At 66.5% G+C, this 23,296-nt stretch carries 19 protein-coding genes and 1 tRNA gene; 5 read left to right on the forward strand and 15 right to left on the reverse strand.

The features are described from left to right. Positions 1–186: 186 nt before the first annotated feature. The gene (locus HK353_RS11420; RefSeq protein WP_173156226.1) at positions 187–1,380 is read left to right on the forward strand and encodes a glycerate kinase; all 1,194 of its coding nucleotides are present in this window, start codon (positions 187–189) and stop codon (positions 1,378–1,380) included. Then, on the forward strand, positions 1,377–1,856 hold the full coding sequence (locus HK353_RS11425; protein WP_173156228.1) for a peroxiredoxin: 480 nt from the start codon (positions 1,377–1,379) through the stop codon (positions 1,854–1,856). The genes HK353_RS11420 and HK353_RS11425 overlap by 4 nt, the downstream gene beginning before the upstream one ends. Positions 1,857–1,927: 71 nt before the next feature. Here the strand turns inward: HK353_RS11425 and HK353_RS11430 are convergent, their stop codons facing one another. From HK353_RS11430 to HK353_RS11490, 13 genes are all read right to left on the reverse strand, one after another. Beyond that, the gene (locus HK353_RS11430; protein ID WP_173156230.1) at positions 1,928–2,917 is read right to left on the reverse strand and encodes a DUF559 domain-containing protein; all 990 of its coding nucleotides are present in this window, start codon (positions 2,915–2,917) and stop codon (positions 1,928–1,930) included. Between the two features lie 147 nt (positions 2,918–3,064). Continuing rightward, on the reverse strand, positions 3,065–4,420 hold the full coding sequence (gene allB, locus HK353_RS11435) for an allantoinase AllB (RefSeq protein WP_173156232.1): 1,356 nt from the start codon (positions 4,418–4,420) through the stop codon (positions 3,065–3,067). A 148-nt stretch (positions 4,421–4,568) separates the two neighbouring features. Next, positions 4,569–6,362, reverse strand: coding sequence for a glyoxylate carboligase (gcl, locus tag HK353_RS11440; protein WP_173156234.1), 1,794 nt, complete (start codon positions 6,360–6,362; stop codon positions 4,569–4,571). A gap of 91 nt (positions 6,363–6,453) precedes the next feature. Further along, on the reverse strand, positions 6,454–7,341 hold the full coding sequence (locus tag HK353_RS11445; RefSeq protein ID WP_173156236.1) for a 2-hydroxy-3-oxopropionate reductase: 888 nt from the start codon (positions 7,339–7,341) through the stop codon (positions 6,454–6,456). Between the two features lie 35 nt (positions 7,342–7,376). After that, positions 7,377–8,201 (reverse strand): TIM barrel protein, encoded by an 825-nt coding sequence (locus HK353_RS11450; RefSeq protein ID WP_173156238.1) that lies wholly within the window; start codon positions 8,199–8,201, stop codon positions 7,377–7,379. A gap of 175 nt (positions 8,202–8,376) precedes the next feature. Further along, positions 8,377–9,654 carry a guanine deaminase gene (gene guaD / locus HK353_RS11455; RefSeq protein WP_173156240.1) on the reverse strand — a complete coding sequence of 426 codons (1,278 nt, stop codon included), beginning with the start codon at positions 9,652–9,654 and terminating at the stop codon, positions 8,377–8,379. A 48-nt stretch (positions 9,655–9,702) separates the two neighbouring features. Next, positions 9,703–10,488, reverse strand: coding sequence for a xanthine dehydrogenase accessory protein XdhC (gene xdhC / locus HK353_RS11460; protein ID WP_173156242.1), 786 nt, complete (start codon positions 10,486–10,488; stop codon positions 9,703–9,705). Beyond that, complete coding sequence (gene xdhB, locus HK353_RS11465; protein ID WP_173156244.1) at positions 10,485–12,863, reverse strand: xanthine dehydrogenase molybdopterin binding subunit; 2,379 nt, start codon at positions 12,861–12,863, stop codon at positions 10,485–10,487. The genes xdhC and xdhB overlap by 4 nt, the downstream gene beginning before the upstream one ends. Continuing rightward, positions 12,863–14,320, reverse strand: a complete 1,458-nt coding sequence (locus tag HK353_RS11470) for a xanthine dehydrogenase small subunit (protein ID WP_173156246.1) — start codon at positions 14,318–14,320, stop codon at positions 12,863–12,865. The genes xdhB and HK353_RS11470 overlap by 1 nt, the downstream gene beginning before the upstream one ends. Positions 14,321–14,515: 195 nt before the next feature. Continuing rightward, positions 14,516–15,976, reverse strand: coding sequence for an NCS2 family permease (locus HK353_RS11475; protein WP_173156249.1), 1,461 nt, complete (start codon positions 15,974–15,976; stop codon positions 14,516–14,518). A 287-nt stretch (positions 15,977–16,263) separates the two neighbouring features. Then, a tRNA-Ser gene (locus HK353_RS11480) sits at positions 16,264–16,355 on the reverse strand. Between the two features lie 63 nt (positions 16,356–16,418). Then, positions 16,419–16,871 (reverse strand): nucleoside deaminase, encoded by a 453-nt coding sequence (locus HK353_RS11485; RefSeq protein ID WP_425350547.1) that lies wholly within the window; start codon positions 16,869–16,871, stop codon positions 16,419–16,421. Positions 16,872–16,882: 11 nt separating this feature from the next. Further along, the gene (locus HK353_RS11490) at positions 16,883–17,434 is read right to left on the reverse strand and encodes a tRNA adenosine deaminase-associated protein (RefSeq protein ID WP_173156251.1); all 552 of its coding nucleotides are present in this window, start codon (positions 17,432–17,434) and stop codon (positions 16,883–16,885) included. Between the two features lie 72 nt (positions 17,435–17,506). On the opposite strand from HK353_RS11490, the gene upp reads away from it, so the two are divergent. From upp to HK353_RS11505, 3 genes are all read left to right on the forward strand, one after another. Then, complete coding sequence (gene upp, locus HK353_RS11495; RefSeq protein ID WP_173156253.1) at positions 17,507–18,145, forward strand: uracil phosphoribosyltransferase; 639 nt, start codon at positions 17,507–17,509, stop codon at positions 18,143–18,145. A gap of 288 nt (positions 18,146–18,433) precedes the next feature. Further along, complete coding sequence (locus HK353_RS11500) at positions 18,434–19,252, forward strand: winged helix-turn-helix transcriptional regulator (RefSeq protein ID WP_173156255.1); 819 nt, start codon at positions 18,434–18,436, stop codon at positions 19,250–19,252. A gap of 75 nt (positions 19,253–19,327) precedes the next feature. Further along, a complete protein-coding gene (locus HK353_RS11505) occupies positions 19,328–20,269 on the forward strand; it encodes an endonuclease/exonuclease/phosphatase family protein (RefSeq protein ID WP_173156257.1) in 942 nt (313 codons plus the stop codon). A gap of 6 nt (positions 20,270–20,275) precedes the next feature. On the opposite strand, the gene HK353_RS11510 is transcribed toward HK353_RS11505, so the two are convergent. After that, a complete protein-coding gene (locus HK353_RS11510) occupies positions 20,276–21,466 on the reverse strand; it encodes a MarP family serine protease (protein WP_173156259.1) in 1,191 nt (396 codons plus the stop codon). A 9-nt stretch (positions 21,467–21,475) separates the two neighbouring features. Then, on the reverse strand, positions 21,476–22,858 hold the full coding sequence (locus HK353_RS11515; RefSeq protein WP_245395963.1) for a PrsW family intramembrane metalloprotease: 1,383 nt from the start codon (positions 22,856–22,858) through the stop codon (positions 21,476–21,478). Positions 22,859–23,296: the final 438 nt, after the last annotated feature.

The raw sequence follows: 23,296 nt of genomic DNA on the forward strand, positions 1-23,296 counted from the left end.
GCAGGCGCTGAATGACTTTCACCGTTCGGAATACCATTTCCGAACAACTGCTCCGAGTCTGCTGGGCGTCATCGGCAATGTCAAATTGCTCACACATTTTTGTGGAAACTTTCTTCCGTATGGTGGATACTGTTCGTGTGGCAACCGCCGCACACCCGGCCATCGACGATGAGGTTGAATGAGTGCATGAGCCTGACAACGACAGATCAGACCCCGTCAATCGTCTGCGCCCCTGACTCATTCAAGGGCTCGGCCTCCGCTCCCGCCGCCGCGGCCGCCATGGCCCGCGGAGCTCGGGCGGTCTTCCCCGGCGCACGAGTCACCGAACTGCCCTTCGCCGACGGCGGGGAGGGCACGCTCGACGCCCTGCTCGCCGTCTGGGGAACCCGGCCGCGCACTGTGGACACGGTCGATGCCCTGGGCAGGACCACCTCGGCGGACTTCGGCCTCTCCCCCGACGGAAAGACCGCGGTCATCGAGGCGGCCCAAGCCAATGGCCTGCCGCAGGTCTCGGACGTGGAGCTGCAGCCCGAACGCGCCGATACCTACGGCGTCGGGCTCATCGCGGCCGCGGCACTCGACCTCGGCGTCGAGGAGATCCTGCTGTGCATCGGCGGCTCGGCGAGCACGGACGGCGGAACCGGAATACTGGCCGCCCTCGGCGCACGCTTCACCGACGTTGCAGGTCAGCCGGTCACACCGGGCGGAGGCGGCCTGGCCGCGATCGCTGCGGTGGACACTTCGGGGCTGGACCGGCGGGCGACGGCCGTGCGGTGGCGCATCGCCGTCGATGTCGACAATCCGCTCACCGGGCCCCGCGGGGCCGCCGCTGTCTTCGGTCCGCAGAAGGGGGCGGACGCGGACTCGGTAGCCGTGCTCGATTCCGGGCTGGGTCATTTGGCCGAGGTGCTCACCGGCACCTCTGCCGAGGCGAAGGATCTGGCGGCGACTCCGGGGTTCGGGGCCGCCGGCGGGATTCCGCTGGCGCTGACGACGCTGCTCGGCGCCGAGGTGGTTCCCGGATCGACGATGGTCGCCGAGGCTGTGGGCCTGTCCGAGGCGCTGGCCGAGGCCGACTTTGTGCTCACGGGAGAGGGGTCCTTCGATTCCCAATCCTTGGGCGGGAAGGTCGTCGCGGCCGTACGGGACCACGCCCCCGCCTCGGCGAGGGTGATCGTCATCGCCGGTCGGGTCGGCCTGTCCGCCGCGGAGTGCTGGGAGGCCGGGATCACGGCGGCGCTGTCGATCGCACCGGGACCCGCGGACCTGGCCACCCTGTCCGAGCGCGCCGAAGCGCTCATCGAGGACACGGCCGCGCAGGCGTGTGCACTCAACTCGCCGCCGAACACACCATTTCAACGACGAAAGGACGCACCATGACCACGACCAATCAGACTCAGCTCACCGTCGGAGACATCGCTCCCGACTTCACGCTCACCGACGCCGAGGGACGGACCGTGTCGAAGGACGACTTCGCCGGCCGCAGCGCCATCCTCTACTTCTACCCGAAGGCGGCATCGCCGGGCTGCACGACGGAGGCCTGCGATTTCCGGGACAATCTCTCTGCCCTGGCGGCCGCCGGCTTCGAGGTCCTCGGAGTCTCCCCCGACGACACCGAATCGCTCAAGGAATTCGCCGCTGAGGAAGGCCTGACGTTCTCGCTGCTCTCCGACCCCGGTGCGGCGGTGGCGAAGGCTTACGGCAGCTACGGGCAGAAGACGATCGGGGAGCACACGTTCCAGGGAACCCAGCGCTCGACCTTCGTCATCGGCGCCGACGGCACGCTCACTCACGCCGAGTACAACGTCGACGCCCGCGGCCACGTCGCCCGCCTCCGCACCCAACTCCTCCCCTAATTGCTACCTGACGGCGGCTCAGCAACCTCGCGCGAGGTTGCTGAGCCGCCGTCGGGTAGTTCGGGGCGGGATCATCCGGTGCGCAGACGCGCGGCGAGGATGCCCAGGATCCGTTCGAACGGCGCCGTGCGGAACAGATCGCCGAAGGTCAGACGGATGATCTTGTACCCCCTGGCTTCGAGCGCGGCTTCGCGAGCCTTCTCTGCAGCGAGACTCTCACGAGTCGAACGCCCCTCCATCGTGTATTTCTCCAGCCCATCGATCTCGATGATGAGTCGGGCATCGTGGTTGCAGAAGTCGACGCGGGCGATGACTTCGCCGAGGTGGCCGAAGAACTCCACCTGCGGTTCGAAACCAGTAATTCCGTGTTCGAAGAAGCGCACCGCCGCGATCGACTCCGAAGGGGCCTCCCGCCGCCCGTCGGCGAGGTCGAGGGCACGCAGCACTGCCGCGTCCCGGCGGGATTCGGGGCATTCGGCCAGCACCGCCTCGATGCGAAAACGCGTAGTGCGGCCCCGACGGATCACTTCGTCGAACATCGGCACAGACACGTCCGGTGGGTAGTCACGGGCGATGTCGATGAGCGTGCGCTCCATCGTCGTCACCGCATAGATGCCGACCATCTTCCGATGCGCCGACGGCACCTCGCGATTGCGCACGTAGAGGTGCCGGTACTTGCGACTGACGTTCGGCCGGAACACCTCCACCCTCGTCTCGGCCGGATAGGCGAGCGGGAGGCCGTGGACGAGCGCCGCTGACAGATGCGAGAAGACTTCTCGTCCCTTCGTCACCCGCCACCTGCCGGATGCGGTGTGGATCTTCTCCGCACGCGTGCGGATGAGGACCCTCAGGGGTTCGATCTCGTCGCGCATATCGCCTTGGTGGCCGAACTCCTCGAAGTCCGCTTCACTCAGGGCCGCCCAGATGGTTTCGTGTCGTGCGTCGTCGCACGATCCGGTCGCCACATAGCGTCCGCGGGCGATGCGCGTGAGGCAGCATCGCTCTCCGCGCCTGATTTCATCCTTGGTGAAACCCAAGCGGTAGAGCTTCTCAGTTGTCATACACAGATACATAACACCAAATTGCATCGTCTCGCACCAAAAGACAATAGACGAGTGCAATCTGTGGATAACTTCTCCCCAGAACTACCTGACGGCGGCCCAGCAACCACGCGCGGGGTTGCTGGGCCGCCGTCAGGTAGCAATTGGTCAGCGGGCGGTGAGGAGGCGGCCGGCGGGGGCCTCGAAGTCGACCGGGGCGCCGCGCAGCACCGTCTGCGTGACCCGGCCGCGGACGGTGCGAGTGTCGTACGCGCTGATCTGATTGCGATGCCAGAGCTCCGTAGCCCGCACTGTCCACTCCTCGTCGGGGGCGAAGACGGCGAAGTCCGCGTCATTGCCCTCGGCGATCGTTCCCTTGCCTTCGACCCGCGCCACGGCCGCCGGTGCCGCGGACATCCAGCGGACCACCTCGGCGAGCTCGATTCCGCGCTTCGCGGCTTCGGTCCACACGAGCGAGAGCCCCAGCTGCAGCGAAGAGATCCCACCCCACGCCGCACCGAAATCACCGGTGTCGAGCAGCTTGAGCTCGGCCGTCGAGGGCGAATGGTCGGAGACGATGCAGTCGATCGTGCCGTCGATGAGCCCCTGCCACAGCGCCTCCCGGTTCGATTCCTCACGGATCGGCGGGCAGCATTTGTGCGTCGTCGCCCCGTCCGGGATCTCCTCGGCGGTGAAGACGAGGTAGTGCGGGCAGGTCTCGACAGTCAGCTTGATGCCCTCGGCCTTGGCCGCGGCGATCTGGTCGAGCGCATCGGCCGAGGACAGGTGCAGAATGTGCGCCCGGGCCCCGGTCTCCCGGGCGGCGTCGATGACCCGGGCGATCGCGACGTTCTCGGCCTCGCGGGGGCGCGTGGCGAGGAAGTCGGCGAACTTCGGACCCGAGTTCTTCGGCGCCGACGTCATCACCTCGTGGTCCTCGGCGTGGACGATGAGCAGTCCGTCGAAGGAGGCGATCTCGGCCATATCCGCCTTCATCTCGGCCGGTTCGAGCGGCGGGAACTCCTCGACGCCGGAGTCCTCGAGGAAGCATTTGAAGCCGTAGACGCCGGCCTCATGCAGGGGCCGCAGATCCGCAGTGTTGCCGGGGATCGCCCCGCCCCAGAAGCCGACGTCGACGAAGGCCTTGGGACCTGCGACCTCGCGTTTCGTCTCCAAGGCTGCGACGTTGACCGTCGGCGGCAGCGAGTTCAGCGGCATGTCGACGATCGTCGTCACTCCCCCGGCCGCAGCTGCGCGGGTGGCGCTGGCGAAGCCCTCCCACTCGGCGCGACCGGGATCGTTGACGTGGACGTGGGAGTCGACGAGACCGGGCAGCAGCACCCGATCATCCCCGACCTCGATGACTTTCACCTCCGCCGAGGCGGCCGCGTCCAGATCCTGTCCACCGCGGGCGATCTCGGCGATCTTCCCATCCCTGACCCCGATCGTCACCGGTTCGATACCCTCGGGCAGCAGAGCCTTCTCGGCACGGATGATCAGGTCGAAGTCGGCGTCGTTGCTCAATTTTCCTCCTCGGTCGCCCGCCCCTGGGGGCCGGTGGATGCAGTTTCGGTATACCGTTCTAGCCTACTCGCCTCGGGCGGTTCGGCCCAGCCCTCCCGCGGTTCGGCCCAGCCCTCCCGCGGTTCGGGCCAGCGAGACCGGGCCCGGCCTATTTCGCTGCGGCCAGTTCGCCCATCGGGCTCAGCGCCGTCGGAGCGTCGGCCGGGGTCTGGGCGAGCGTCTCGAACTCATTGATCTGATCGAGGGCGGTTCCCATCGAGATGTTCGTGACGCGCTCGAGGATGACCTCGACGACCACGGGCACCTGATGCTCGTCCATGAGTTCCTTGGCCACCCGCAGGCCTTCGCCGATGAGTTCGGGATCCTCGACCCGCAGCGCCTTGCACCCGAGCCCCTGGGCCACGGCCACATGGTCGACTCCGTAACCGGATGATGCGGAACCCGCGGCGTTGATATTCTCGAAGGCCAGCGACACCTCGTAGTCCATCTCGAATCCGCGCTGGGACTGGCGGATGAGACCGAGGTAGGAGTTGTTGACGACGACGTGGACATAGGGGATCCGGTGCTGCGCGCCGACAGCGAGCCCTTCGATCATGAACTGGAAGTCGTAGTCACCGGACAGCGCCACGACGGTCTCGCCGGGCTTGCCCTTGGCCACTCCGAGTGCGGCCGGTCCGGTCCAGCCCAAAGGACCGGCCTGTCCCGCGTTGATCCAGTGCCGGGGCCGGTAGACGTGCAGCATCTGAGCACCGGCGATCTGGCTGAGCCCGATCGTCGAGACGTAGGTGACGTCGCGGCCGAAGGCCTGGTTCATCTCCTGATAGACGCGCTGCGGCTTGATCGGCACCTCGGTGAAGTTCGTCTTCCGGTGCTCGGTCGACTTCCGTGCCGTGCATTCGCCAGCCCAACCGGTGAAGTCCGGCAGCCCGCCCGACCGAGAGCGTGCACCCGCCAGCAGCGCATCGAGGGCGGCTCCGGCGTCCGAGGCGACTCCGTAGTCGGGAGCGAAGACGCGTCCGATCTGGGTGGGTTCGATGTCGATGTGGACGAATTTCCGACCCTTGCGGTACACGCCCAGGTCACCGGTGTGGCGGTTGGCCCAGCGGTTGCCGATGCCGATGACGAGGTCGGATTCGAGGAAAGAGGCGTTTCCGTAGCGCACGTGCGTCTGGATTCCGACCATGCCCGCGGCCAGCAGGTGGTCATCGGGGATCACGCCCCAGCCCATCAGGGTCGGCGAGACCGGGATTGAGGTGAGTTCGGCGAATTCGACGAGCCGGTCGGCGGCGTCGGCATTGATGATTCCCCCGCCGGCGATGATGATCGGGTGCTCCGCCTCGGCGATGAGGTCAAGGATCCTCTCCGCCTGCGCCGAGGTGGCCGCGGGCTTGGCCGGGGTCAGCGGTTCGTAGGTGTCGATGTCGAATTCGATCTCGGTCTGCTGCACGTCGATGGGCAGGTCGATGAGCACGGGTCCGGGACGGGCCGAGCGCATGAGCTGGAACGCGGTCTGGAAGACGCCGGGCACCTGTCCGGCTTCGAGCACCGTCTTGGCCATCTTCGTCACGGGCTTCGCGATCGCGGCGATGTCGACGGCCTGGAAGTCCTCCTTGTCGAGCACGGCGACGGGTGCTTGGCCGGTGATGCACAGGATCGGCTGGGAGTCCGCGGCTGCGGCGTAGAGTCCGGTGATCATGTCGGTGCCTGCCGGGCCCGAGGTGCCCAGGCAGACTCCGATGTTGCCGGGTGCCGAACGGGTGTATCCGTCGGCCATGTGGGAGGCTCCCTCGACGTGCCGGGCGAGGGTGTGGCGGATTCCGCCGTGGGCCTTCATCGCCGAGTAGAGCGGGTTGATGGCCGCTCCCGGCAGCCCGAAGGTCTCGGTGGCGCCTTCCTTTTCGAGGATGAGCACAACGGCGTCGACTGCGCGCATGCGTGTCATGGGTGCGTCCTTTGTTCGTGAGCCGGCGACGACGCTGTCGCCGGCTCGGTTCTTGGTTGAGTGGTGGGATCACCGGCGCCGAGGCGGTCGTTCAGTTCTCGTTCTTACCGGAGAGGGCTTCGATGACGGTGAAGAGACCGGAGTGATCGAGTCCTCCGTTGCCCTGCTGCACTGTTGCGGCGACGAGCTGGGCGACCGTGGCGCCGAGCGGGATCGCCACTCCTGCCTCGCGGGCGGCGGCGGTGACGATGCCCATGTCCTTGTGGTGGAGTTCGAGTCGGAATCCGGGGTCGAAGGAGCGGTCGAGCATCTTCTGCCCTTTCTGATCGAGCACCTTGGATCCGGCCAGCCCGCCGCCGAGGACCTGCAGGGCTGCTCCCGTCTCGACTCCATAGGCTTCGAGGAAGACGACGGCTTCGGCCAGCAGTCCGATATTGCCGGCGACCATGAGCTGGTTCGCGGCTTTGACGGTCTGGCCGGCTCCCGAGGGGCCGACGAGGACGATGGTCTTGCCGACGGCTTCGAAGACATCGGCGACGGCGTCGAAGTCGGCCTGGTCGCCGCCGACCATGAAGGAGAGGACACCGTCGATGGCTCCGGGCTCCCCTCCGGAGACAGGGGCATCGAGCGGTTTGAGGCCGGCGGCCTTGGCCTGCTCGGCCAGGTCCTTCGCGGCGTCGGGACGGATGGTGGAGAAGTCGATCCAGGTGGCGCCGGCGGAAGCGTGGGCGAGGATTCCGTCGTCGCCGGTGACCACGGCTTCGACGTCGGGTGAGTCGGGAACCATGGTGATGATGACGTCGACCCCGTCCACCGCCTCGGCGATGGTGGCGGCGGCACTGCCTCCCGCCTCGGCGAGGGCGTCGGCCTTGGCCGGGGTGCGGTTGAAGCCGCGGACGTCGAATCCGCGCGCGACGAGATTCTTGGCCATGGGCAGGCCCATGATTCCGAGTCCGATGAAAGCGATGGTCTTGGACATGGTGGGGGTTTCCTTCGAGTCGTCGGTGGTGATGTTCAGGCGGTCTGGGCGGCGCGGTCGAGCCAGTCGAAGGCGGTGGCGCGGTCCTGTTTGTATTCGAGTGCCACGCCTCCGGTGTAGCCGAGGTCGTAGGCGCGGTCGATCCAATCGCGCAGCGGCAGCGATCCGGTGCCGGGTGCTCCGCGGCCGTCGGCGTCGGCGATCTGGATGTGGCCGAAGTTCGCGGCTTCGGCTTCGATGACGGCCGCGACATCGTCGCCGTTGACGTGCATGTGGTAGAAGTCGGCGAGCACGGCGATGTTCTCGGGCCGGTCGGCGCGGATGCGTCCGACGACCTCGGCGGCGTCGGCGTAGCGCTTGAGCGGGTAGGCCTCGGCCCCGGAGACGGGTTCGACGAGGACGGTTCCGCCGATCTCGGCGACCTTGCCGGCGGCCAGCGCCAGGTTGGCGGCGGCCGTGGCGTCCTGAGCGGCGGTGTCCTGGCCGTCGGCGCGCAGCCCGTAGAGGGCGTTGAAGGCGCGGCAGCCGGTGCGACGGCCGATTTCGACGACGATGTCGACGTTCTTCGCGAAGTTCTCTTCGGCGCCGATGATCGAGACCCTTCCGCGATCGCCGGCTGCCATGTTCCCGGCCCAGAAGTTCAGGCCTTTGAGGGCGACGCCAGCGGATTCGAGGGAAGCGATGAACTCATCGACCTCCGCCGAGGATGGGCTCGGGTTCCCGTCGAAGGGCCACCAGAATTCGACCTCGTCGAAACCGGCGTCCTTAGCGGCCTGAGCGCGCTCGAGAACGGGCAGTTCGGTGAGCAGGGTGGAGCAGTTGAGGACGTAGCTGTCAGGTGAGGTGAAGTCCTGGGACATGGAGCTCTCCTTTGAGTTGCCGCTATTTTCCGTATTGTGGAAGTATGTTTCCATTCAGTGAAATCAGCATAAGTTGCCCGCGGTGGTCCCGTCAAGACTTTCCCTAATTGCTACCTGACGGCGGCCCAGCCACCGCGCGCGAGGTTGCTGGGCCGCCGTCAGGTAGTAATTGGGGTCAGAGAGGGGTGCCGTTGACCCAGACGCCGGCGATGTCGGCAGGGGTGCCCATGGCGAAGATCTTCGCTAAGGCGTCCTCGTCGTCGGCGGCGTGGCGGATGCCGACGTCCAAGGGCTGTCCCTCGGCCGGGCGGACGAGCACAGCGTCGAAGCGCTTGCCCGGACTCAGCACCCCGACCTCATCGAGCTCGAGCGCTTCGGCGCCTGCAGACGTCGCCAGGTGCAGCAGATGCGCGGAGGTCAACGCCACTCCACCGGACGGATCGAGCTGCTGCATGAAGTACGACTGCACGCCCTCCTTGAGCAGGTTGAACCCAGTGCCCGCTCCGACGTCCGAACCCAGAGCCACCCGGACGCCTGACTCGATATGCCGGCGCAGCGGGAAGAAGCCGCTGGCCAGAGCCGAGTTCGAGGTCGGGCAGTGCGCGACCACGGATCCAGCCTCGGCCATCCGCGCCAGTTCCCGATCCTGCGGGTGGAGGTTGTGCGCGAGCACGGTGCGCCGACCGACGAGTCCCGCCCGGTCGTACGTATCGAGATAATCACGAGCCTCCGGGTGGATCTGCGCGACCCCGGAGATCTCATCGACGTTCTCGTTCAGGTGCGAGGTCACCCAGATGCCCGGGTTCTCCTCCACGAGGCGGCCGCCGGCAGCCAGCAGCTCCGGTCCCGCGGAGAACGAGAATCGCGGGGTCACCGCGTAGCGCAGTCGTCCCTGGCCGTGCCACCGGTCGATGAGCGCTTGGCTCTCCTCGGTCGAACGCTCCACGTCGGTGAGCAGCGCATCGGGCAGGTTCCGGTCGCTGGTGACCAGCCCGGAGGTGATCCGCAGCCCCGATGCTGAAGCGGCGGCGAAGAAGGCGTCCATGGCGCCCGCGAAGTGCGAACCGAAGACCATCGCCGAGGTGGTCCCCGCCGAGATCAGTCCCGTGAGGAATTCGCCGGCCACCGCCTTCGCGTAAGCCGGGTCGGCGAGCTTCGCCTCTTCGGGCAGGGCGCACTGGTCGAGCCAGTCGAGCAGCGGCCGTCCGAGATGGCCGATGGCCCTGACCTGCGGCAGATGGACGTGGGTGTCGATGAGTCCGGGGATGAGCACGCCGTCGCGGAGGTCGACGACTTGCGCCTCGGGATGCTCCGCCCGGGCAGTGTCGAAATCGGTGCGGGAGGTGATGAGTCCGTCGTCGACGACGAGGGCGATATCGGCAGCCGAGCGCAGCCGGCCGCCGGTGAATGGGTTGTCCGGCGTATCGAAGACGCGGGCGCGGTAGATGACCACAGCGGTTCTCCTAGAGTCAGTGGTGGCGAAAGTCAGTGGTGGTGATGGTCAGGCCATGCGGCCGAGCAGATCCGCGGCGACGCTCACGGCGATCGTCGCGGGTGCTTTGCCGGGCAGGTCGGGCAGCCCGATGGGGCACCGGATGGTGTCGATGGCCTCGGGCGCGAAGCCTTCGGAGGCGAGGTTCTTGCGGAAGCGCTGCCATTTCGCGTTCGAGCCGATGAGCCCGATCGATCCGAGGTCGCCGCGGGTCAGCGCCGCGGAGCACAGGTGCAGGTCCTCGGCATGGTCATGGGTCATGATGACCACGTGCGCTCCGGCCGGCAGCTCCGTGATCACCTCTTCCCCGACGACAGCGAATTCGCGGCGGATCCGCGCCACCGGCTCCTCCAACTCGTCGAGAGCCTCGAGCTGTTCCGGCCGTGAATCGGACACGGTCAGGTCGAGATCGTGGCGGGCGAGGATCCGGGTGAGTTCGAGTCCGATGTTGCCGATGCCGAAGATCGCCACCGAGGCGGGCACGGGCAGGGGTTCGAAGAGCATGGTGACCTCTCCGCCGCAGCATTGGCGACCGTATTTGGCCGGAGCCTTGTCGTTGAGCCGCAGGGTGAGCATCTCCGGAGCTGTCTGCCCCTCGGAGAGCAGTTCCCGGGCACGGGTGAGGGCCGTCATCTCGAGATTGCCCCCGCCGATGGTCCCGAACAGGTCATCAGCGGTGGCGATCATCTTCGCTCCCGCCTCGCGCGGGGCATGCCCGCGCACCGCGGCGAGAGTGACGAGGACAGCCGGCACCCGAGCTGCGCGAAGCTCGGCTGCGGTGTCCATCCAGGTCATGACGGAACTCGCTGTCCTTCCCTCGCCGAGGCGGCCGCCCCCGAGTCCTGCCCGCGGGCTTCTTCGATCGCCCAGAACACCGCTTCCGGTGTGGCCGGGGACGCGAGCTCGACGCTGTGGCCTGGTCGTGCGAAGGCACCGACGGCCTCGCGCAGGGCTTCGCGGACGGAGAAGGCGAGCATGAGCGGGGGTTCGCCCACGGCCTTCGACCCGTACACGGCTCCCTCTTCATGCGCTTTGTCGAGGAAGGCGACATTGAAGATCTCGGGGACTTCGGAGAAGCTCGGAATCTTGTACGTGCTCGCTGACTGAGTGGCCAGTCGGCCGCGGCTCGGCTTGTCCGATTCGTCCCAGCGCAGGTCCTCCAGGGTCAGCCAGCCGGCGCCCTGGATGAAGCCGCCCTCGATCTGTCCGAGGTCGAGCAGCGGTGACAGGGAGTCTCCCACGTCGTGGACGATGTCGACGCGGCGCATGGTGTAGGAGCCGTCGAAGCGGTTGACTTCGACTTCGGAAACCGCGGCCCCGTAGGCGAAGTACTTGAACGGTTCGCCGCGCATCTGCGAGAGGTTCCAGTGCAGTCCCTCGGTGCGGTAGAAACCTGAGGCCGAGAGCTGGATGCGCTGAAAATACGCGGTGTTGATGAGCTCTTCCCAGGTCACCGTCTTCGCAGACGACAGCGCGGAGACGATTCCCCGCGAGATCTCCACCTCATGGGCGGGTGCCCCGAGGATGCCCGCGGCCACCTGCCGCAGCCGATCGAGGATCTGGTCGCAGGCGTTCTTCACCGCTCCGCCGTTGAGGTCGGATCCGGAGCTCGCCGCCGTCGCCGAGGTATTGGGCACCTTGTCCGTGCGCGTCGGCGCCAGGCGCACCGTCGACAGGGGCACGCCTAGGGTGGTGGCCGCGACCTGCAGCATCTTCTGATGCAGCCCCTGCCCCATTTCGGTGCCGCCGTGGGTGACGAGGACGGAGCCGTCCTTGTAGATGAGCACGAGCGCCCCGCCCTGGTTGAAGGCGGTGAGGTTGAACGAGATGCCGAACTTCACCGGGGTGATCGCCAGACCGCGTTTGATGTGCTCGTGGCTCAGGTTGAATGCCTCGATCTCAGCCTCGCGGGCTTCCAGATCGGATTGGGAGATGAGCTGGTCCCAGCACGCCCCGATCCGTTCCGGATGGCGCACCGGCTGATAGTAGGGGGTGTCCTGACCTTGCGCATAGAAGTTCCGGCGGCGCAGCTCGCGGGCGGACAGCCCCAGCTGCGGGGCGACACGGCCGATGATGTCCTCCATGACGAGCATGCCCTGCGGGCCGCCGAATCCGCGGAACGCCGTCTGCGAGGTCTTATTGCATTTGGCGATGCGGCCGGTGACCCGGATGTTCGGCACCCAGTAGGCGTTGTCGATATGGCACATGGCACGAGTGAGCACCGGCTCGGACAGGTCGAGGCTCCACCCGCCGTCGGCGGTCAGCGTCGCATCGAGGGCGAGGATCTTCCCCTCCTCGGTGAATCCGATCTTCCACGACGAGTGGAAACCATGCCGCTTGCCGGTCATGGTGATATCTCGGGTGCGGTCGAGACGCAGACGCACCGGCCAGCCGGTGAGCTTCGCACCGAGCGCGGCCAGTGCCGCGTAGCCGTGGGGCTGCATCTCCTTGCCGCCGAAGCCGCCGCCCATGCGCAGGCACTGCACGGTCACCTCGTGGGCGGGGACTCCGAGGACGTGGGAGACGATGTCCTGGGTCTCGGTGGGATGCTGGGTCGAGGACTGGATGAAGACCTGTTCGTTCTCGTCCACGTGGGCCAGGCAGGCCTGCGTCTCGAGGTAGAAGTGCTCCTGGCCCGCGAACTCGAATTCGCCTTCGAAGACATGAGCGGCATCGGCGAACGCGGAATCGACCTCGCCCTTGTCGATCGACAGGGGCTTGCCGTGGTAGCTGTCGGCAGCGATGGCATCCCGCACGGTCACCAGCGACGGCAGCTCCTCGACCTCGGCGGTGACGGCCGCAGCACCTTCCTTCGCGGCCTCGAGATCCGCGGCGAGGACCCAGGCCAGGGGCTGGCCGAAGAACATGATCTCGTCGACCGGCAGCATCGGCTCATCGTGCTTGACGCCCTGATCGTTGACGCCGGGGATATCGGCTGCGGTGATGACCTTGACGACTCCGGGCACCGCATACGCGGGTGCGGTATCGATGGCGCCGAGGCGGCCGTGCGCGGTCGTCGACTGCACGGGGAAGGCGTGGAGGACCCCGGTGAGACGTCCGACGAGGTCATCGGTGTAGAGCGCGGTTCCGGTGACGTGACCGAAGGCGCTTTCGTGGTGGTGGCGTTCGCCGACGACGGGGTCGACGGGGCGCTGGGAGAGCTGGCTCATCACTTGACCTCCTTGCTGGTCACAGCCGGGTGGCCGAGCTGCTCGGCGTAGAAGCGTTCGAGGGAGGACCGCAGCATCGCGGTCCGGTATTTCGCACTCGCCCGGTGGTCGTCCATCGGGGTGCCTTCGGCGGCGAGGGTCTCGGCCGCCTGGTGCACGGTCTCCAACGTCCAGTGCTGACCTTCGAGCAGGGCTTCGGTGGCGGTGGCGCGCAGCGGGGTGGCCGCGACTCCGCCGAGACCGATCCGGGCCTTCGCGATCATGCCGTTCTGGATGTCGACGGCGTAGCCGATCGCCACCGAGGAGATGTCGTCGAAGCGGCGTTTGGCGATCTTCTGGAACGACGTCAGCGGGGACAGCGGCAGCGGGATGCGGATGGCGGTGATGAGTTCATCTGCTTCTCTGATCGTCTGCCGATATCCGGTGAAGTAGTCGGCCAGCGCCACGGTTCGCGCCCCGCGCACGGAGGTGAGCACGAGTTCGGCTTCGAGGGCCAGCAGAGCCGGCGGGGTGTCGCCGATGGGCGAACCGGTGCCGAGGTTGCCGCCGATTGTCGCCCCGTTGCGGATGAGGCGGGAGGCGAACTGCGGGAACAGCTTGCCCAGCAGCGGAATTTCTCCGGCGAGCTCACGTTCGAGTTCGGACAGGGTGTGGGACGCGCCGAGTTCGACGAACGATTCGGTGCGGCGGATTCCGCGCATCTCCTCGAGCCGATCAACGGCGAGGATGTTCTTGGCCCGTGCTCCCTTGATGTTGACCTCGACGCCCCAGTCGGTGGCCCCGGCCACGACGGTGGCCTCGGGATCCTGGCTGAGGATGGAGGTCGCCTCGGCGAGGGTGGCGGGACGCCGGTAGCGTCCGATCTTCCCCGTGGCGGTGTCGGCTCGCTGGTAGTCGGTGGCTCGAGCCGACGGGGCGGGGCGGTCACGGCGGGCGGCCAGCGCATCGTCGGCGGCGGGCTGTCCCAGGGCATTCGCGGCATCGCGGATGGGGCGGTAGCCGGTGCAGCGGCACAGGTTGCCCGACAGGGAGTGGAGGTCGAAGCCGTCCTCGCAGCGGTCGGGCCGGTAGTATTCGGCGGCCATCGAGCAGATGAAGCCGGGGGTGCAGTATCCGCACTGGGATCCGCCGCGCACGGCCATCTCTTCCTGGACGGGGTGGACGGCGTCTCCGTCGCCCAGACCTTCGGAGGTGACGACCTCTCCCCCGTCGAGGGCTGCTGCCGGCAGCAGGCAGGAGTTCACTGAGGTCCAGCGGGTGCCGCCGGATTCGTCGGGGCGGGCGACCATGATCGCGCAGGCCCCGCATTCGCCTTCGGCGCAGCCTTCCTTCGCTCCGGTCAGACCCTGACCGCGCAGGAAGTCCAGCGCATTCGTATGGGGTGGGCCGTCGAACTCACGGACGATCCCGTTGATTGTCACTTCGGCAGTTGACTGGTCCGTTGTCGCTGCGGACATCGCACTTCACACCTCCCGCGCCTCTCCACTGAGGCGCACAGTGCATGGTTGGAACAATTTGCTTCGTTCTTCGAGCCTCTGGTTATCCATGCGAACAGCGCAGAAGAACGTGGAAGAGGGGACTGGACGTCCCCGCAGGTCAAGCCCCGTGGGCGATCTGGCCCTTTCCCCAAGCTGAGTGTCCAACCATTGTTCTCATGCCCCCAAGATAGCCGAAATCGGGCCGCGAACGAAGTACAGGACGAATCCGGCCGAGACGACCCACAGCAGCCAGTGGACCTGGCGGGCACGGTTGCTCATGGCGTGGATGAGCGCCCAGGAGATGAATCCGACGCCGATTCCGTTGGCGATCGAATAGGTCAGCGGCATCGTCACCATGGTGAGGAAGACCGGCAGCGAGGTGCGGAAGTCGGTCATGTCGATCTCACGGATCTGCGTGACCATCATGGCGCCGACGACGACGAGCGCCGCGGCTCCGGCTTCCATCGGGATGACGGCGATGAGCGGTGAGAAGAACATCGACAGCAGGAACAGCACACCGGTGATGCAGGCGGCCAGACCCGTGCGCGCGCCTTCGGCGATTCCGGCTGCGGAGTCGACGAAGACCGTGTTCGACGATGCGGAGGCACCGCCGCCGAAGACCGCGCCGAGACCTTCGACGATGAAGGCTCCGCGGATGCGCGGGAACATTCCGTCCTCGGTCTGCAGCCCGGCGCTGCGGGCCAATCCGGTCATCGAGCCCATGGCATCGAAGAAGTTCGTGAACACGAGGGTGAACACGAGCATCGTGGCCGCGAGGACTCCGATGTGCTGGAAGCCGCCGACAAGGTCGAAGGCGCCGATGAGACCGAAGTCGGGAAGCGCGATGACCTGTTTCGGAAATTCCGGCGCGGAGAGGTTCCAGCCCAGCGGGTCCGGATTGACCGGGTCGCCGACGGTTCCGAGCTTCGCGAACGCCTGGATGATGATCGCGGCGATCGTGGCCACGATGATGCCGATGAGGATGCCGCCGGGAATCCTCCGCGCCACGAGGATGCCGATGAGGACCAGCGCGAAGACGAAGACCAGCGTCGGCAGGGAGCCGATCGATCCGTCCTGACCCAGCTGGACGGGTGGGCCGGACGGGGTGCGGGTGACGAACCCTGCGTTGACGAAGCCGATGAAGGCGATGAAGAGTCCGATGCCCACAGTGATCGCGATCTTCAGCGCATGTGGGACGGCGTTGAAGATCGCGGTGCGGATGCCCGTGGCACCGAGGACGACGATGATGACGCCGTTGATGACCACCAGCCCCATCGCATCGGCCCAGGTGACCTCCTGGACGACGGAGACGGCGAGGAAGCTGTTCATGCCCAGGCCTGCGGCCAGGCCGAAGGGCAGTCGGGCGACGATGCCGAAGAGAATCGTGATGACGCCAGCGACGAGCCCGGTGACCGCGGTCAGCTGGGCGAAGTCGAGGCTGTCTCCGGCGATGTCCTGGGAACCGCCGAGGATGAGCGGATTGAGGACGACGATATAGGCCATCGCGAAGAAGGCGACGATGCCGCCGCGGATCTCCTGCTTGATCGTCGAGCCTCGATGGGTGATTTCGAAGAATTTGTCGAGAAGCCCCGGTCTCGAAGATGCGGTCTGCACCGCTTGGTCGTTGTCAGCCATTTTCATGGACCACCTCAGGTTGTTCGATTTGGTCAGCCGGCGACATCATCGTCGTCGGCCTTGCGCCTTGAACATGCGCAGTGAAGCAGTCGAGTCTTCAGCCCCGGATACCGGACCGGGATACCCAAAATTAATTCCATATCCCGGAAAACTCTTTCTGTTTCACCGAGCAAGTCTCGCCGCTCGACCCTGGTGCGTCAATCATCACACCTCTGCCCGCGCCGATGCCATCCTTCGACGAGACAGACGAAACCCCTGACCAGAAACGTCTGATCAGGGGCTTCCCTTGGCGGTGGCGGTGGGATTTGAACCCACGGTAGGGGGGTTGCCCTACACAACATTTCGAGTGTTGCACCTTCGGCCGCTCGGACACGCCACCGCCGACAACTGTACAGCGGTGCACTTTCTGCGTCCAAATCGGTTCACCGTGAGCTGGGACACGTCAGCGTCTGGCCCCGAAGAACCCCCTCAGCAGGGCCCGGCTCTCCTCCGCCCGGACGCCCGAGGTGACCTGCGGATGGTGGAGTGCGGCGCGGTCGCGCAGCAGATCCCAGACCGAGCCGACCGCCCCGGCCTTGTCGTCATAGGCCCCGAAGACGACCCTGTCGATGCGGGAGCCGACGAGGGCTCCGGCGCACATGGCGCACGGTTCCAGGGTGACGACGAGGGTGCAGCCGTCCAGGCGCCACTCGCCCCTCGCCGAGGCAGCGGCTGAGATCGCCATGAGTTCCGCGTGGCCGAGCGGGTCGGCATCGACCTCGCGTCGATTGTGACCGCGCCCGATGATCACTCCGTTACTGTCGATGACCACGGCCCCGACGGGAACGTCGTCATGAGCCGGCGCCAGGGCCGCCTCGGCGAGGGCATGACCCATCCATTCATCGAGCCGGGTCACGGACGCAGCGGTCAGCGTGCGGCCTCGAGCTGATCAGCGAAGCCGACGGTCTCACCGACATGGGCGACGACGCGGGCCGGGTCGGATCGATAGCTTTCGACCTGGTCGATGAGGGTGGCGGCCGGAACTCCGCGGTCGGAGTAGATGTCGGCGTCTCCGCCCCATTCGGCATCGGCGTCGAACTCGAGCATTTCGACTTCGTCTTCGTCGTCCTCCTCGTCGACGGCGGTCTCGTCCTCCTCGGCGCCGAAGTCCTCTTCGGGTTCGGCCTCGTAGGCATCGGGACGGGAATCGAGGAAGTCGGCGAAGATCTCTGCGAAGGGGCTCGCCTCGACTGCGGCGAGATCGGAGAGGAAGACCTTGACCTCGTTGTTCCGGCACAGGCGCACGAGCCCGAACCATTCGTCTTCGTGTTCGATGACGGCCACCGCCTCTCCGTCGTCGCCGGCGGCGGAGCGCATCATGTCGACGAGGTCGTCGAGGTCGTTCGCGTCACGGACGTCGACGTCGAGGGCGCGGAAGCCGTCGCCGGAGTCGGTCAGGATCTCAGTGAAGTACGACATGCCTCCATTGTGAACTCTTCGTCCCGCGTTGACCACTGCCGGAGGAGTGAACTTCTCCCGTACCATTTGGGTATGCATCTTCACGTAGCCGATCACCCGCTCATCGCCCATAAGCTCACTGCACTGCGGGATCAGTTCACGGACTCCGCGCGCTTCCGCCAGCTCACCGAAGAGCTCGTCATGCTCCTGGCGTACGAGGCCACACGCTCGGTGTCGGTCGAGGACAAGGAGATCTCGACCCCCGTATCGACGTTCACCGGCACCAAACTTGCCGAACCCCGCCCGATCGTCGTGCCCATCCTGCGCGCCGGGCTCGGCATGCTCGACGGAATGCTGCGCATCCTGCCCACCGCCGAGGTGGGCTTCCTCGGCATGGTCCGCGACGAGACGACCTTCGAGCCCAGCGCCTATGCCGATCGCCTGCCCGATGACCTCACCGGACGGCAGATCTTCGTCGTCGATCCGATGCTCGCCACCGGCGGCACCCTGGCGATGGCCATCGACTTCCTGCTCGCCCGCGGGGCCCGCGATGTCACCGCCGTGTGCCTCGTCTCCGCCCCCGAGGGCGTCCAGCGCATCGAGCGCGACTACAGCGATTCGGCGGAGGTGAAGATCTACACTGCCGCACTCGACGAGAAGCTCAACGAGAAGGGCTACATCGTGCCCGGACTCGGCGATGCCGGGGACCGGATGTACGGAATCGTTGACTGACGGCACGCGCGGATGACGATTTCGGTCGCCATCCGCGGCGACTGTGACGTCATAGTTCGTCACAGTCGTCTCATTTTCGGATTTTCCTTTGCGCGGCCGAAGTTTTGTGACAAATAATGAAGTCATGACTTCGGCGATCCATCAGATGCGAATGCCGGGCGCACATATGTGTATGCCCTGCGTTCGTGGTCGGTGATCGTACTCCCGCTGTCCGGCCTCGAACGAGTTCACTCAAGCAGCGGACTCTTCCAGTCATATCGACCTCATGGTCGGAAGCAAAGGACAGCTATGCCGAATCCAGAACCCGCCTACGTCCACCCCCGCAGTGCAGTGGCCACTCGACGTGCAGGAGCCAGGTTGAGCGCAGTCGACCCGCAGAACCCACCGCACACCTACGGGCCCGCCGGTGTCGTCCCCTCACCGAAGGCCGCTCGCGGCATCATCGTCTACATCGGACTCGATGAGACCAAGGCCGCCGCCGACGGCACGAACCTCTCCGCGATCGCCGCTGAGCTGCAGGCCTACGCCAAGGAACTCGCCAGCCAGGCCGAGACCCAGGCCGTCATCGCACTGGCCCCAGAGGGCCGCGGCAGCGATATCGACGCCGTGCGAGCCGTGGCCAACGGCTCCCCCGCCGCGACCGGTGCGCCGGCGGCGACCCACGGCCCCGTGCGTTCGCGCATTCCCAACCGCATCCACCCGCCAGCCCTGCGCGAGGAGGCCGCTCCGGCGGCTCCCGCACCCCGCGGTTTCGGCGGACGAGTCGGCGACGCCTACACCCAGGTCACCGGCGAACGTCTGCGCATCGACATCCCCCGCCGCGAGGTCCGCATCGACGGCGACCTCGTCGATGTCACGACGAAGGAATTCGACCTGCTCGCCACCCTCGTCTCCCATGCCGATGAGACCCTGCCGCGTGAGGACCTCATCACCGCGGTATGGTCCGGCGGTGAGGTTCCCGACGAACGCACCGTGGACGTCCACATCCGCCGACTGCGGCGCCGCCTCGGCGAATATGCCTCAGTCGTGCGCACGATGAGGGGTTCGGGGTATCGCTACGACACCCACCCCGATGTGACGGTGTGGAGCGCGACTGCGCGTCGCTGACGTCGTGCGGCTGTGAGCCGCGTCGCAAGTCGCTTCCAGCGTGGGGCCAGACTTCCCGGTTAAGATCGGTGATCGATGAACCAGGCATATTCCTCACCGCGCAGAAGGCACAGCCCCGCGAAGGGCATCACCGCATTGATCTTCGGGATCCTCTATGCGGCATTCCTGCTTCTCCACGATCTGCTGCCGACGCGGATGGGCATCGCGCTCATCCTCGAATCGGTGCTCCCGTGGACGGGGATCTTCCTCGCGCTCGTGCTGCTCATGTTCCTCATCCGCTTCTCGTGGCTCTCGGCCATCGGATTCCTCGTGCCTGCTCTCGTGTGGACGGGGATGTTCGGCCCTGCCCTGCTGCCGAACGAGGATTCCGGTGATCCGGACCTGACGGTGGCCACCCACAATGTGGGGGCGAGGATGCCGCAGCCCACGGCTGCCGCGCAGAACATCGTCGACCGTGATCCGGACGTCGTCACGATCCAGGAACTCGAATCCCTGTCCGGCAAGATCATCCACAAGGAGCTCGACTCCTCGTTCGAGCATTCGCAGGTCGTCGACACCATCGGCGTGTGGTCGAAGTGGCCGATGTCGGAGCCCGAGGAGGTCGACCTCGGCCTGCAGTGGCCGCGCGCGTTCGCGACCACGATCTCGACCGATCACGGTGACATCCGCTTCTACGCCGTGCATATGCCTTCGGTGCGCCCCGGTCACGAATCGATGCGCAACGCCGCTCTGCGCCGCCTGGCCACGACGGTGGAGACCGACGGCGCCGAACATGTCGTCGTCGCCGGAGACTTCAACACGGCGACGACGGACAACAATATGGAGACCTTGGTGCCGCCGCTGCAGGATACCCGGGAAGAGGCCCGAGGCGGCTTCGGCTTCACCTGGCCCGCCCAGTTCCCCGTCACCCGGCTCGACCATGTCCTCTACCGCGGTTTCGACGCCACCTCCGACGAGGTGCTCGAACGCGGATCGAGCGACCACCGCGCCGTCCTCGCCGGACTCGACCTCAAGTAGTCGGGTTCAGTTCGTGCACTGCCCCGTCGGCTGCGGTGCGCGTTCGGCGGCACCGGCGTCGAGTTCGTCGGCGATCTCGGCTCGGGTGAGGGCGTAGCCGGTTTCGTCATCGGTGGCGGAGCGGGCGAAGACCATGCCGACGACGTTTCCGTCGGCATCGATGAGCGGGCCGCCCGAATTGCCTTCCCTGACGATTCCGCGCAGTGCATAGACCTCGCGGACGACCGACTGCGAATCGTAGATGTCGAGTCCGCGGGCATTGATCTTCTCTCGTACTCGGGTCGGTGAAATCGTATAGGGACCATTGGCGGGGAATCCGACGACGACGGAGTCGTCGCCCGGTCCGAGCCCGTTGCCGAAGTCGAGGGCGGGAGCCTCGAGACCCTGGACCCGGAGCACGGCCACATCGGCTTCGGCGTCGAACTCGACCACCTCGGCGCGGTAGGGCCTGCCCTTGCCCCCGACCTGTACGGCCAGTTCCGTGGATCCGGCCACGACGTGGGCGTTGGTGGCGACGAGTCCGTCCTCAAAGACGAAGCCGGAGCCTTCCGAACCGGTGGCGCAGCTGGTGGCCGTCGTCGTGATCTTGACGACCGAGTCCTCGACGCTGCGTCCGACGTCGACCATACCTTCGTCGGGTTCTCCGACTCCGCGGATCTGTTCCGGCTGTCCCGAGAACACCTGGGGGAACCCGGAGGCGCTCAGTCCCTTCGCCAGTCCGCCCAGGGCGTTCTGGGAGGAGTAGGGAATGGTGCGGTCGATCGCGGCGATGACGGAGGAGTCGGCGACCCAGCGGTTGGGTTCGACTAGCGGGGTGGTGCGGATGAATCCTGCGGCGAGCCAGATGACGAGGACATAGACGATTCCGGCGGTGACGGTGCCGCCGACGGCGTCGATGCCCTGGCCGAGGTCGGAGTCCATATTGTGCTTGATCCACGCCCCGATGCCGCTGCCGGCGAAGGCGAAGAGGACGCTGAGGACCAACGGCATCGAGGCCAGCAGCATGAGTACGCCTTGGTTGTCCATGGCGTCGGTGCCGGCGCTCAGCGATTCGACGAGCGGGGAGAGCAAGCGCCCGAGGATCCAGCCGACGATGAAGCCCGCCGCGGTTCCGAGGGCGGTGATGATGCCCTGGCGGAACCCGGCGAAGAGCGCCCCGATGCCGAGGACGATGAGGAGAATGTCGAAGATCGTCACCGCTGGAACTTACCGCATCGACTGTTGGGGAGCGGTCTGTTTGGAGGCCGCGAGCAGACGTTCGCGAGCGTCGGCGAACTGCTGGAGTTCGGCCCGTTCGATCTTGCGTTCCTGTTCTCCGCCGATTCCGGCGAGCACGCGCATCCGCGTTGTCGACAGTTTGCCGGAGGTGCGGATCATGGTCTTCATCTCCTCTTTGCCGCCGGGGAATGACTTCGCCCAGTCGCGTCCGTTCTTCCGGCCCTTCCAGGTGCCGAGCATGTCGACCTCGGCATGGGTGAGCCAACCGGAGTTCGCATAGTCGCCGAGCATGTTCTGAGTGTGCAGACGTTCGCTGCGACGCAAGATGAGGCCGAGCGCGACCCAGGCGGCGGAGAGGATGGCGCTGAGGACGATGAGGCCGATGATCTGCGGGAGCATTCCGCCCATCACGTCGCGGGTTGCTTGGCCGAGGACACCGAGGAACATCATCGAGGCGTTCCAGAAGCCGTGCAGGATCATGCCGAGCGCAAGTCCGGGCAGCCACATGAGGACGAGTGACCACCACGGCCATTTGCGGGCGGCAAGGCCGATGGATACACCGGCGCAGGTCGAAAACGCCGTGTGGAGCAGCGGCGATCCGAGGCAGCGCATGGCGAATGTCACCGCCAGTCCCGGAAGTTCGCCGTCGTTCCACGACTGGCCGAGGTAGAGGATGTTCTCGGTGAAGGCGAAGCCCGCACCGATGAGCGAACCGTAGACGAGCCCGTCGAGGGGCCCTTCTAAGTGGCGCCGGGCGGCGAGGACGATGACGAGGAGGAGAACGGTCTTCGTCGATTCCTCGAGGATCGGAGCTTGAATCACCGCACCGATGACGTCGGGCACCCCATTGATGCCGATCATATAGAGCGCGATGTCACCGACGAGTGAGAAGCCGAGGGTGAGGATGACCGAGGCGACGGCGCCCCAGAGCAGGCAGATGCCCAAGAGCAGCTTCGGCTGGGGCCTCCAGCGATCGAGCCAGAGCACATAGGCGACGATGCCGAGAAGCGGGATCGCCGCGAGTCCGATGAGACCGAAGAGGCGGACGCCGAAGCTCAGTCCGCCGAGCAGGGCAAGTAGTGCCAGCCCGATGACAAGCCCGACGAGCACAAGGATCGCGGCGACCAGCCGGACGATGTTTCCGGTCGAGTCGGGTTCGGTCTCCGGTTGTGTCTTCCGCACGGCGCCGGTCCAGGGAGTGTCGGTGACGACCTGTTGGGGTGCCTGCATTCCTGCGCGGATCCGCATCTCCTGCGTCACCGTCGGAGCAAACCGCGGCTGAGCATAGACGCGTGCCTGCGCAGGCGGGGGCGCATACATCACCGGCTGTCCCTGCATCATCGGCTGGCCGGCCATGGGTTGGCCCGGCATCGGCTGTGGCTGCGGCGGGATTGGGTGACCGGGTGCCGGCACCGGCTGTCCCTGCATAGGCGGTTGGTTCTGCGGCGGGATGGATCGGCCCGGCGCTGGAGGCCGATTCTGTCCCTGCATGGGCGGCTGCTGCGGCCGCGACCCGCCGGGTTGCTGCTGGTTCGGTTGTTGCGATCCCTCCGGCCGAGGCCGGAACCGATCATGATTCTGCGGCTGACCCTGCTGCGGACGACGCGGCTGCTGCGGAGCGGCCTGGCCCGGTTGCTGCGGCATCTGTCCCTGCGCAGGGGGCATGTTCGGGTTCGGTGGGCCCTGCACTTGGGGCGGCTGCGGTCTCTGGGAACCGGGACCGTTCTGTGCCGACATAGTCTGTCCTTCTGCAATGGGGGAAATTCCACTCACCTAAGTCTAGAGTCGAAGCCCTCCACAGTAGGCCTC

Source organism: Brevibacterium permense (assembly GCF_013280495.1).
GTDB classification, from domain to species: domain Bacteria; phylum Actinomycetota; class Actinomycetes; order Actinomycetales; family Brevibacteriaceae; genus Brevibacterium; species Brevibacterium permense.